Source organism: Flavivirga abyssicola (assembly GCF_030540775.2).
Taxonomy (GTDB): Bacteria; Bacteroidota; Bacteroidia; order Flavobacteriales; family Flavobacteriaceae; genus Flavivirga; species Flavivirga abyssicola.
Genome location: NZ_CP141266.1, coordinates 4,341,314 through 4,353,139, shown reverse-complemented (window position 1 = coordinate 4,353,139; position 11,826 = coordinate 4,341,314). Strand labels below are relative to the sequence as shown.

Annotated in this window: 10 protein-coding genes; 4 read left to right on the top strand and 6 right to left on the bottom strand. The window is 32.8% G+C overall.

Going from position 1 to position 11,826, the window contains the following annotated elements; all coding sequences use genetic code 11:
- The first annotated feature begins 1 nt into the window (after position 1).
- From gndA to Q4Q34_RS18220, 3 genes are all read left to right on the top strand, one after another.
- Positions 2–1,879, top strand: coding sequence for an NADP-dependent phosphogluconate dehydrogenase (gene gndA, locus Q4Q34_RS18230; protein WP_303317853.1), 1,878 nt, complete (start codon positions 2–4; stop codon positions 1,877–1,879).
- Positions 1,880–1,881: 2 nt separating this feature from the next.
- Positions 1,882–3,225 carry a GntP family permease gene (locus Q4Q34_RS18225; protein WP_303317852.1) on the top strand — a complete coding sequence of 448 codons (1,344 nt, stop codon included), beginning with the start codon at positions 1,882–1,884 and terminating at the stop codon, positions 3,223–3,225.
- Between the two features lie 182 nt (positions 3,226–3,407).
- Positions 3,408–5,627 carry a coiled-coil domain-containing protein gene (locus Q4Q34_RS18220; RefSeq protein ID WP_330444559.1) on the top strand — a complete coding sequence of 740 codons (2,220 nt, stop codon included), beginning with the start codon at positions 3,408–3,410 and terminating at the stop codon, positions 5,625–5,627.
- 3 nt (positions 5,628–5,630) lie between these two features.
- Here Q4Q34_RS18220 and Q4Q34_RS18215 read toward each other — a convergent pair whose 3' ends face one another.
- The 5 genes from Q4Q34_RS18215 to Q4Q34_RS18195 all read right to left on the bottom strand — a co-directional run bounded on the left by Q4Q34_RS18215 (position 5,631) and on the right by Q4Q34_RS18195 (position 10,210).
- Complete coding sequence (locus Q4Q34_RS18215; RefSeq protein ID WP_303317849.1) at positions 5,631–6,284, bottom strand: hypothetical protein; 654 nt, start codon at positions 6,282–6,284, stop codon at positions 5,631–5,633.
- 154 nt (positions 6,285–6,438) lie between these two features.
- A complete protein-coding gene (locus tag Q4Q34_RS18210; protein WP_303317848.1) occupies positions 6,439–7,614 on the bottom strand; it encodes a THUMP-like domain-containing protein in 1,176 nt (391 codons plus the stop codon).
- A gap of 9 nt (positions 7,615–7,623) precedes the next feature.
- Positions 7,624–8,712, bottom strand: coding sequence for an AI-2E family transporter (locus Q4Q34_RS18205; protein WP_303317847.1), 1,089 nt, complete (start codon positions 8,710–8,712; stop codon positions 7,624–7,626).
- Positions 8,713–8,811: 99 nt separating this feature from the next.
- Positions 8,812–9,312: a TrmH family RNA methyltransferase gene (locus Q4Q34_RS18200; protein WP_303317846.1), complete on the bottom strand. Its 501-nt coding sequence runs from the start codon at positions 9,310–9,312 to the stop codon at positions 8,812–8,814.
- Between the two features lie 280 nt (positions 9,313–9,592).
- Positions 9,593–10,210, bottom strand: coding sequence for a DUF4159 domain-containing protein (locus Q4Q34_RS18195; protein ID WP_303317845.1), 618 nt, complete (start codon positions 10,208–10,210; stop codon positions 9,593–9,595).
- Between the two features lie 79 nt (positions 10,211–10,289).
- Here Q4Q34_RS18195 and Q4Q34_RS18190 point away from each other — a divergent pair, with 79 nt between their 5' ends.
- Positions 10,290–11,018 (top strand): DUF1223 domain-containing protein, encoded by a 729-nt coding sequence (locus Q4Q34_RS18190; protein WP_303317844.1) that lies wholly within the window; start codon positions 10,290–10,292, stop codon positions 11,016–11,018.
- Here Q4Q34_RS18190 and Q4Q34_RS18185 read toward each other — a convergent pair.
- On the bottom strand, positions 11,013–11,720 hold the full coding sequence (locus Q4Q34_RS18185; protein ID WP_303317843.1) for a 16S rRNA (uracil(1498)-N(3))-methyltransferase: 708 nt from the start codon (positions 11,718–11,720) through the stop codon (positions 11,013–11,015). The two genes, Q4Q34_RS18190 and Q4Q34_RS18185, sit on opposite strands and share 6 nt — an antisense overlap.
- Positions 11,721–11,826: the final 106 nt, after the last annotated feature.

Below are 11,826 nucleotides of genomic sequence, written 5' to 3'. Positions count from 1 at the left end.
TATGATTATTGTGCTATTAGGTGTCAGTGGGTGTGGTAAAACTACAGTAGGAAAAAAATTATCTCAAAAAATTGGGATTCCTTTTTTTGATGGTGACGATTTTCATCCAAAATCTAACATTGATAAAATGACAAAGGGTATGTCTTTAAATGATGATGATAGATACCCTTGGTTACTTTCATTAGCAAGTAATATTGAAACATGGTCTGAAGAAAATGGAGCTATATTAGCTTGCTCTGCATTAAAGGAAAAGTATAGAGCCGTGCTGTCTTCAAGATATAATGATATTATATGGGTTCATTTATCAGGTAGTTATGATTTAATTAAAGGCAGAATTGAAAAAAGAGGTGGACATTTTATGAATGCAGATTTGTTGACTTCTCAATTTAAGGATTTAGAAATGCCTGAATATGGAATTCATATTGACATTTCCGAATCGCCAGAAAAAATTACAAAAAATATCATTTCAAAATTGGAAAATCTAAATCAATCGTTTTTTGGAGTTATAGGACTGGGTGTTATGGGCAGTAGTTTAAGCTTAAACATTGCAGAAAAGGGGTACGCACTATCTGTATATAATAGAATAGCTCCGGGAGAAGAACATATGGTTTCAGACTTTTTGAACAAAGCTGATGAGGTTATGCAAATTAAGGGCTTTACGGAATTAGAGGCATTCGTCAATTCTTTAGAACGTCCCAGAAAAATACTCATCATGATTAAGGCCGGTAAAGCCATTGATGCAGTTATCGAAGCAATAATACCTATTTTATCTGAAGGTGATATTTTAATTGATGGTGGTAATTCACATTACCTAGATACGAATAAAAGATATGAATATTTAATAAGTAAGCAGCTTCATTTTATAGGTTGTGGCGTTTCGGGAGGAGAAGAAGGAGCAAGAAAGGGACCTTCTATTATGCCTGGAGGTGCTAAAGAAAGTTACCAGATTATAAAACCAGTTTTAGAAGCCATTGCAGCTAAAGATAAAAAGGGTAACGCCTGTTGCACTTATGTAGGGCCGCAAGGCGCTGGCCATTTTGTTAAAATGGTTCACAACGGCATTGAATATGCCGAGATGCAATTGTTAGCAGAAATTTATGCCCTATTATCCATAACCAATAATAATGAAGAAATTGCTACTATTTTATCACAGTGGAATACGACAGATTTATCTAGTTACTTATTAGAAATTACAATTAATATTCTAAAAACTAAGGAAAATGGAAAGTATGTGCTGGATACTATTTTAGACAAGGCCGGTAATAAGGGGACTGGTTCCTGGTCTACAAAAGCTGGTTTCGATTTGGGTACAGTAAATACCATGATGTCTTCTGCTGTTTTTGCCCGTTATATATCTTCTTTTAAAGAAAAAAGAAAACAGCTATCTAAGTTTATTAAGAGTGATTTAAAAACTACAGATGTACTTGATGTTAACAGTTTAGAAAAGGCATATCGATTTGCAAGAATTATAAATCACCATCAAGGTTTTGAACTGATTCGATTGGCTTCTAAAACATTCAATTGGCAGTTAAACATATCAGAAATTGCTCGTATCTGGACCAACGGTTGCATCATCCGCTCTGAATTCATGGAAACATCAGTGGATGTATTTAAAGATTATGAAAGTTATTTGGATACAACAGATTTATTAGAGGTATTGATTTCAGCAGAAAACCATATAACAAAAAGTATAACCTACAGTTTATCACATAGAGTACCATTTGATACATTCTGGTCTGCTTATAATCATTGGATAGCAATCACCACCGAAAACTTACCAGCAAACTTAATTCAAGCACAACGCGATTATTTTGGAGCACATACGTATCAAAAAATAGATGCACCTAAAGGTCAATTTTTTCACACTAATTGGTATTAATTATGATAGATTTTTCTCTTTTAACATCAGTAATATTAGGAGTTGTATTATTAATAGTACTGATTTTACGTTTTAAAATACAGGCATTTTTATCCTTACTAATTGCAAGTATTTTCGTGGGAGTTTTATCAGGAATGGAACCCTTAACAATTATAAAAACCATGCAAGAAGGTATGGGAAACACATTGGGTTTTGTTGCACTAGTTGTTGGTTTGGGAGGTATATTTGGTGCTATTCTGGAACATTCCGGAGGTGCAGAATCATTAGCCGCGTCATTATTGGCTAAGTTTGGAGTAGAACGATCTCCCTGGGCATTAATGCTCGCTGGATTTATTGTAGCTATTCCAGTATTTTTTGAAGTAGCCTTTATTATTTTAGTACCTATGGTATACGCCCTTCAAAAAAAGACAGGTAAACCTATATTACTTTATGGAATTCCGTTACTGGCAGGATTAGCTATAACACATACATTTATTCCACCTACACCAGGTCCAGTAGCTGTTGCAGATATTTTAAAAGCAGATTTGGGATGGGTCATATTTTTTGGATTAATTGCAGGAATTCCAACAGCAATTCTATGCGGTCCTATTTTTGGAAAATTTATTTCAAAAAGAGTTCAAGTATCCCAGATTGAAATAACTACTGAGACCAAAGAACTAGAAAATCTTCCTTCAGTTGGTATCATTATTAGTATAATCGCTATTCCTATTTTACTAATAGTTGTAAACACTATACTAAACAGTCCGTTAGTAGGAGAACATATAATACCTAAAAAAATACTGGAATGGATGGGGATGATTGGACACCCATTTTCGGCATTAATTATAGCCAATTTGATTGCCTGGTATCTATTAGGAATTCGAAGAGGCTTTACAAAAGATCAATTGTTAGATATCAGTACAAAGTCCATGGCACCAGCAGGTATGATAATTTTAATAACAGGAGCAGGTGGGGTGTTCAAACAAATGCTGGTAAACACAGGCGCAGGAGAAATGCTAGCTAATTATTTTGCAAATGAAGGCGTTAGTATATTATTATTTGCATTTTTATCTGCCGTTGTAATTCGTATTTTACAAGGGTCTGCAACCGTAGCAATGATTACCGCAGCTGGTCTCACTGCACCGCTTTTAATGGAATCTGTTTCAGATCCACAAAAAGCATTACTAGTAATAGCTGTAGCTTCCGGAGCAAGTATTATGTCTCATGTAAATGATAGTGGATTTTGGTTGGTTGGTAAATATCTGGGATTATCTGAAAAGCAAACGTTTCAAAGTTGGACAGCCATGACCACATTATTGGCAATTACAGGCTTTGCTTGTGCGTCAATTTTATCGCTGTTTTTTTGATAATCGGTTATCTAGAATTAGGCTTAATATAATTTTCCTTTGGTATTTTATCTGTTTTAATGATCTTGTTGGCATTAAAAATAGATAAAAACTACTACACCTCGACTTTTTTCAAATTAGGTCGTATTTCTTCGTTATTAGTTTAACAGGTTATTATATTTACACGTTCTACAATTTACTATATGAAATTTTTCTCTCTACTTGTTTGCCTTATACTATCTAGCCATATTTTTTCGCAAGAAGTATCTATTCCTACAACTTTTTTCGAGGATGGTAGTATGTATAAAACGCCTAATGAGTTTTCACAACCTTTAGCTGAGTTTAAAGAAAATGAAAGATGTATAGTTACAGCTTATTTAGGTAAGGACATATATAAAATAATATATAAAGAATGGGTTGGTTATGTGAATTCTGATTTTTTAGAGATTAATGAGGAAATGATGGATTTATATTATGCTAACGAACAAAAGGAACTGGAAAAGGCTATTAAGGAAGAAGAAAATAGAAAGAAAAGAATAGAAGAAATAGTTAATAAAGAGAAAAGAGAAAAAAGGAAACAAGATTCTATTATCAAAGCTCAAGAAGCAGCCAAACGTGAGCAAGAGTTATTAGCACAGGCAAAAAGACAGGAAGCTGAATTAAAAGAAAAGCAAAGGGTTCAGGATTCCATTAATAAGGCTCAAGAAGCAGCCAAGCGTCAGCAAGAATTATTGGCAGAAGCGAAAAGGCAGGAAGCCGAATTAAAAGAAAAGCAAAGGGTTCAGGATTCCATTAACAAGGCTCAAGAAGCAGCTAGGCGTGAGCAAGAGTTATTAGCACAAGCCAAAAGACAAGAAGCCGAGTTAAAAGAAAAACAAAGGATTCAGGATTCCATTAACAAGGCTCAAGAAGCAGCTAGGCGTGAGCAAGAATTATTGGCAGAGGCGAAAAAGCAAGAAGCTGAATTAAAAGAAAAACAGAGAGTTCAGGATTCCATTAATAAGGTTAAAGAAGCAGCTAGGCGTGAGCAAGAATTATTGGCAGAGGCGAAAAGGCAAGAAGCCGAATTAAAAGAAAAACAAAGGATTCAAGATTCCATAAACAAAGCTAAAGAAGCAGCCAAGCGTCAACAAGAGTTATTGGCAGAGGCGAAAAGGCGGGAAGCCGAGTTAAAAGCAAAACAGAGAGTTCAGGATTCCATTAATAAGGTTAAAGAAGCAGCTAGGCGTGAGCAAGAATTATTGGCAGAGGCGAAAAGGCAAGAAGCCGAATTAAAAGAAAAACAAAGGATTCAAGATTCCATAAACAAAGCTAAAGAAGCAGCCAAGCGTCAACAAGAGTTATTGGCAGAGGCGAAAAGGCGGGAAGCCGAGTTAAAAGCAAAACAGAGAGTTCTAGATTCCATTAACAAAGCTCAAGAAGCCGCCAAACGAGAGCAAGAGTTATTGGCAGAGGCCAAAAGGCAAGAGGCTGAATTAAAAGAAAAACAAAGGGTTCAGGATTCCATTAATAAGGTTAAAGAAGCCGCCAAGCTTGAGCAAGAGTTATTGGCAGAGACCAAAAGGCAAGAAGCCGAATTAAAAGAAAAGCAAAGGGTTCAAGATTCCATTAACAAAGCTAAAGAAGCAGCTAAGCGTCAGCAAGAGTTATTGGCACAGGCCAAAAGACAGGAAGCCGAATTAAAAGAAAAGCAAAGGGTTCAGGATTCCATTAACAAGGCTCAAGAAGCAGCCAAGCGTGAGCAAGAGCTATTGGCCCAAGCTAGAAGAAGGGAAGCTGAATTGATTGAAAGACAGAGGGTTCAAGATTCTATTATTAGAAAGGTCAAGGAAGATTCCAAACACCAACAAGAGTTATTGATACAAGCCAAAAAACGAGAAGCAGAATTAAAAGAAAAAATAAGGATTCAAGACTCTATTCTTAAAGCTAAGGAAGACATTAGTGGACAGCAAGATTCAGTGGCAACAGAAATAGATGAAAGTGCTAATTCAGAAAGAGCTAAGTTTAGAAATACATGTCATTATGCTATAAATACGTATGATGAGTTTTACAAAAAAAATCATATCCGAACAGACCCTTATTCAATAAGCGATGATTTAACCGTAGAATTATATAAATATGGTCAACAAGTAAATATATTTTTTAACTCTAAAAAAGATTTAGGTTGCGTTAGTTATTTTACCAGTAATCGGTCATCTGTAAAAGTTAAACTTGAAAATAATCAGACAATAACCTTTTATCATACCTGGAATATGGAATGTGGTACATTTTTGTTTAAAGGAAACCTTTCTAAATCACAAATTACACAATTAAAAAAGTCTCCAATTAAATCAATATTATTAAAAGGAACAGAAGGAACTCATAATATTACAGATATAGATTATAAAGAGTTTTTTAGTGATAAGTTGAAATGTATTGAGTAAGTGTTAGCTTTCGGATAGTTCTTTTGAAACTACTTGAATAATAATTTCATAAGCTTTCTTTCCTTCATCGTTCAATTCAATTCCAAAATTGTCTAACGATTCCCATTTAGAACTAGTTGTATTGGATCTTTTAATCCCTTTTTTCATTCTATTTAAATTAATCCCTTCTATCTTTTTTAAATTCAATTCATGATCTAAATCCGATAAATTTAAACTAACATAGTCTTCCAAGAACTTTTTAATAGAAACCTTAGGTTTGTTATAACCGTATGAAGCTTTAGCCAAGCCATTAGATTCTAATTCATAAAATGGATTAATACTTTCTGTTAAATTAAACAAAGAGTCTCCACGACGGCTGAGCACTATATGCCTTCCCCCCGTTCCTATTTTTAGAAGTGTTTTAATGCCTTCGTTAGATAATGATGGAATAATTTTAGCTAATTCAGGGTTTCCACTAATTTCTGCAATATTTTGTACTTCTATGGAAATACCCCCAACAGTTACTTTTGATGACTTTTTTATCATTTCGGGCAGGTAATTTACAATAGCATTAAACTCAGTTTTATAGGAAAGAAAAAACACAAGAATAATAAAAGGCCAGATTAAACTTTTAATTAATGAAACAATATGTTCGAAATTTGATTTGTTTTCTTTCATAACTTATGTCTAAAATTCATATGTTGTTGTTTCACTTATTTAAAACATTTTGGAAAATCATATGATTTACTAATATGTATATAAGTGATTATATATAAAATATTTATGCGCTTAAATATACATAAATACCTACAGGATAAAAAGTAAGGTCTTTTTATTTAGAAACTATTAATACAATTCTGTTATCATTCACATCAGTAGTAAAGAATAAGTAAATGTTGCCACCATCTTTAATATTGAACTTTTTTCGAATCTGTTGAACTGTTTCAGGGAAATTACGAGTAGTAATGTTGGCTTTGGAAATCCCTAGCTTTTTCAATTCTTTTTTATTGTACGGAATAAAGCTTTCTATCTTAAAAATTCTACCAGGAAAATCAATTAGAGAATCACTTGTGTATAAATGCGAATGCTTATGAAGTTTGTATACATTAAGCTGATTACTTATAGCATGAAAAGCTCCCGCCTTTAAAATAGCACTATTTGGTTCATATAAATAGGAGAGTGGTGGATGGTATTTTGATTCTGAAGTTTTTTCAGTTTCTATTGAAAATTTAAAGAACGTTTTCGATTCTTTTTTAATATTTACAGTATGGATACTTATATCGCCTTTAAAACCATTTTCTAATACCCAGAGCAACTCTTTTACCTCATTATTTACAGCAACAATATGAATTGTTTTTACATACTTTAATTCATTAATACCAACAGATAAATCTAGTAAAGGAGATGTTTTAATCATAACGTTTTTTGAATGATTAAATAACAAATCGATATGCTCTGGAACGTTAGGGAGACAATCATTTAAAAAGAAGACCTTTCCCTTACTATCATGTCTTCTGGAAGGATCAATATAAATCCAATTAAATTGCTTTTTCGAAGTTTTTAAATAGTTGATACCATCTGTATTTTTGGTTTCAATATTATTGACTTCTAGTTGTTTGTAGTTATGACTTACAATGTTTGATAAGCTTTCATTGATTTCGCAATGCATCACTGTTTTAAATACCTTTGAAAAATAATAACAATCTATTCCAAAGCCGCCTGTTAAATCTATAACGTCATCGCCATTAATCAAACTAGCTTTATGTTGAGCCGTTATTTCAGAAGATGTTTGTTCAATATTTAACTTATTTGGATAATATATATTTTTACAATGAAACCATGTTGGCAACTTTTTTTCACAGCGCTTTTTTGCCTCAATTTGTTCTATAAGATCTTTGATTTCAACATTGGGAAACGACGCGCCTTTGAGTAGTAATGACGCTACATCAGAATTTAAATGCTTATGTATAAATTCTTGAATTTCAGTATTTAAAATGAAGGTGTTCAAAAAATAATATTATAAATCTTTTGTGAGTTTCTTTACGATTTTGTTTTCAGATAAAAACTCTTTTAAGATTACTTTTATTGCTGTGTATGCAGGAACAGCGATAATTAATCCAATAACACCGAATAAGATCCCAGTAGTTAAAATCACCAAAAATATTTCCAGCGGATGTGATTTTACGCTTTTTGAAAATATAACTGGCTGACTGCCAAAATTATCAACTAACTGCCCAATGGCAAATACAATAAATACCCAAAATGTTTTGGGTAGAATAACTTCACTAAAGCTTTCTCCAAGATTGCTCGTCATTGTTAATGTTATCATTAATAAAGCGCCAACTAAAGGTCCAACATAAGGAATTAGGTTTAATAAGGCACATAGAAACGCTATAACGATAGGGTTTTCAACACCAATAATAAGTAAGCCAATGGTGTAGATAATAAACAGGATTAATATTTGGAAAATGAGTCCTACAAAGTACCTAGAAAGTAAATCTTTAATTTTGGTTGATGAGTTTTTCCATCGAGATTCCTTGTTATCTGGTATAAAAGTGAGAAGACCATTTTCAAATAATCGACTATCCTTTAGAAAGAAAAACGATATAAAAAGCACAGAAAAGAGTCCTATACTAAAACTGCCTAAGCCACTTACAACAGAGTTTAAGAAATCAGGAATCAGTGAATAATCTATTTTAGCTAACAAATTAGACTCCTTAATGGATTGTTCTAAATCTATTTGATGTAAATCGAAATAATTAATAATTTCTACATATAAGTTCTCTATATTAACCTGTAGCTCATCAATGTTTAACAGCGATAAATTTTGTCCCTGCTTTATAACCAAAGGAATAAATAAGCCTACTAATCCTAAAAATAATCCTAAAAGAACTACCATGGTAACTATTACAGCAATGGTGTTTTTGAATTTTAATCGACGTTCTAAAAATAATACGATTGGTCTTCCTATTAATGAAATCACCGCTGCAATCGCTATATAACCAATGACAGCCTGTATTTGATATAAAAAGTAAAGTACTAAGGCAATACCTAAAATAATAGCTATAGCTTTTAAAATACCGTTAGAAATTGTGTTAGAAGTCAATTGATTTAGTTTAGAATAGTAAATCTAGTCATTTCGAACCAAAGAGAGAAATCGCATACACTAATTTTACTTAGTTGCCCACTTTATATCTGGTATGATTTATAATAATTGCTTCGTTATTTCATATAAAACAATATTAGTAGCTTGTACCACATTCATACTGCTATTTTGCCCAAACATATCTATGTGAATAACAGCGTCAGACATATTTAAAATAGTATCAGATACTCCAAAATTTTCATCGCCAATAACCAAAGCAATAGGTTTTTTAGCAGAAAATTTGAAATTATGAATAGGTTTGCTAGTATCTGTAATTTCTAATGAAATAATTTGAAAGCCCTTATTTTTTAAAGATTCAATGACTTCTGAAGCAGATTGAGCCATGTCATAATCAACAGATTTTTCGGTAGCCCTTGACGTTTTTGTCATTTTTCTTCCAAGTGGAATATGATCTCCACAGAGGATAAATTTTTCAACTCCAAAAGCATCAGAAATTCTAAACAGACTACCAATATTAGGTGCATTAGTAACATTGTCACAAACCAAAGTAATGGGGAAGGAGCGCTTTGAAAAGTTTATGTTGTAATGGGTTAGTTGCATTTTTGAGTATCCAGTGTTCAGTATTCAGTGTCGAGTATCAGTATTCAGTATCAGTGTTTCTTTGCGCCTTTGCGTCTTTGCGAGAAAAATTTTTAAGCATTCAGAAAATTTATTCGTTATAGTTTAATAAAACCCACATTATAATTGAAAGAACCAGTAAAAACATTAAAACCTTAAAGACTATTATTAATACTTTTTTTAAAGTGATTTCTTCGTTAATATTAGTGTGAAAAATAAATTCAATAAGAACTACAACAAGATCTTTCATCAAAAACAGAGCTTAATTTTCAAAAGCATATGTAACAATATTAGCCCCCATTTTAAGCGCTTTTTCTCTAACATCGGCAGGATCATTATGTACTTCCGTATCTTCCCAGCCATCACCTAAATCGCTTTCATAAGTAAATAACACGACCAATCGATCATCCTGAAAAATACCAAAAGCCTGTGGACGTTTTCCATCATGCTCATGAATTTTAGGTAAGCCCTGTGAAAACTTATAAGGCGTATTAAATATTTTATGACTCGTAGAAAGTTCAATTAAATCTTTATCGGGAAATACCTTTTTAAGCTCTTTAGTTATAAAAGGTTCCATGCCGTAATTGTCGTCTATGTGCAAAAAACCGCCAGATATGAGGTAGTTTCTTAGATTTTCCGCATCCGTTTCGCTAAAAAAAACATTACCGTGCCCAGTCATATGTAATAAGGGGTATTGAAAAATATCGGTACTGCCAACTTCAACGGTTTGTGGTTTAGGCGTTATTTTAGTGTTTATGTTTTGGTTACAGAAAGCTATCAAATTAGGTAATGCTGTAGGATTACCATACCAATCGCCGCCACCCTTATATTTTAAAATAGCTAAATCTTGAGCCATGCAGTTACCAGTCATTAAAGACATACTAATGACGATAATTTTTGTAAGATTTTTGATTTTCACCCAACTAAGTATCATAAAGTCAAAAATAAAAAGAATTGCTATGCAAAAGATACTTTTAACCATAATAATATCATCATTTTTATTTCAACCGGAAAAAAAAGAGACATTTAATCCTGTTGTAGTTTTAGAGTTGTTTACCTCACAAGGATGTTCTAGCTGTCCGCCGGCTGATAATTTATTAAATGAAGTTAAGACTAAATATTCTGATGATGAGGTAATAGCCTTGTCTTACCATGTAGATTATTGGAATTACATTGGCTGGAGAGACCCTTTTAGTAAGAAAGTGTTTAGCGATAAACAACGCAAATACGGGCATAAGTTTAATAGCAGTTCCATTTATACACCACAGATTGTCGTAAATGGAAAAGAACATTTTGTAGGTTCCAATAAAGGTATTATGAAGTCGAAACTCAATACCTACTTAAGTAAAAGTGCTGTAAATATGGTAGAACTTAGTAATATTAAAAAAGATAATGCTGCTATTTCTTTAAATTATAAAATAGAAGGAGTTATTAATAAAAAAACATTGCGAGTGGCGTTGGTCATTAATGAGCGAATCACTTCAATCAAGCGCGGTGAAAATAAGAATAGAACACTTAAAAACTCCAATATTGTCGTAGAAGAAATGTTCTTAAATTTAGATTCGAAAGAAGGCAAATTAAGCCTTCCTATTCCAGATATAGTAAATCAGAATGATGATTTATCGATAGTAGCATTTGTCCAGACTGAAAATTTGGATATTACTGGAGGGAGTCAACAAAAATTATAATTCGTTAATAAAAGCCACCGAATGACAAGCAACAATGGCAGCTGTTTCTGTACGTAATCGGCTGTCTCCAAGAGTAACAGGAGAGAAGTTTTTTTGAAGCGCTTGTTCGATTTCTTTAATGCTAAAATCACCTTCGGGGCCAATTAAAATAGTTATGTCCCGTTTTGGTCTTAGTTCTTGTTTTAAGGACTTTTTATCGGTTTCTTCGCAATGTGCAATAAACAAATCACCTTTAAAATCCTGTTTTATAAAAGTTTTGAAAGGCATAGCATCATTTAATATGGGCAAATAACAATTTAGGGACTGTTTCATTGCTGATTGTAAAATACGTTCAAAACGTTCTGGTTTAATGACTTTGCGTTCACTATGATCACAAAAAATAGGTGTAATACTATCGATGCCTATTTCAGTAGCTTTTTCTAAAAACCATTCATAACGATCGTTCATTTTTGTTGGTGCTACTGCTAAATGTAAGCGATAATCTCTTTTTAACTGTTGAGATTTAGATACAATAGTAGCGATACATTTATTGGTATTTGGTATGGTAACTTCAGCTGTAAACAACCACCCGTGCCCGTTTGTAATGTGCAATATGTCTCCAACATGCTTTCGTAAGACCTTAACAATATGCTTACTTTCTTCTTTAGGAAAAGAAAACTGCGTAGTACTATCTGTAATCTCTGGATTGTAAAATAATTGCATAAAGCGAAGATAAAAAGGATTTACGATTTACGATTGCGGATTTTTGATTTTTTGAGCTACTTATGTAGCAAACTATATTAATTTCTCGCAAAGGCGCAAAGACGCA

What these genes read in the sequence shown, in the direction of transcription:
- gndA (WP_303317853.1), top strand. Translation starts at nt 2, where the DNA reads ATGATTATTGTGCTATTAGGTGTCAGTGGGTGTGGTAAAACTACAGTA.
- Q4Q34_RS18225 (WP_303317852.1), top strand. Translation starts at nt 1,882, where the DNA reads ATGATAGATTTTTCTCTTTTAACATCAGTAATATTAGGAGTTGTATTA.
- Q4Q34_RS18220 (WP_330444559.1), top strand. Translation starts at nt 3,408, where the DNA reads ATGAAATTTTTCTCTCTACTTGTTTGCCTTATACTATCTAGCCATATT.
- Q4Q34_RS18215 (WP_303317849.1), bottom strand. Translation starts at nt 6,284, where the DNA reads ATGAAAGAAAACAAATCAAATTTCGAACATATTGTTTCATTAATTAAA.
- Q4Q34_RS18200 (WP_303317846.1), bottom strand. Translation starts at nt 9,312, where the DNA reads ATGCAACTAACCCATTACAACATAAACTTTTCAAAGCGCTCCTTCCCC.
- Q4Q34_RS18195 (WP_303317845.1), bottom strand. Translation starts at nt 10,210, where the DNA reads ATGTCTTTAATGACTGGTAACTGCATGGCTCAAGATTTAGCTATTTTA.
- Q4Q34_RS18190 (WP_303317844.1), top strand. Translation starts at nt 10,290, where the DNA reads ATGCAAAAGATACTTTTAACCATAATAATATCATCATTTTTATTTCAA.
- Q4Q34_RS18185 (WP_303317843.1), bottom strand. Translation starts at nt 11,720, where the DNA reads ATGCAATTATTTTACAATCCAGAGATTACAGATAGTACTACGCAGTTT.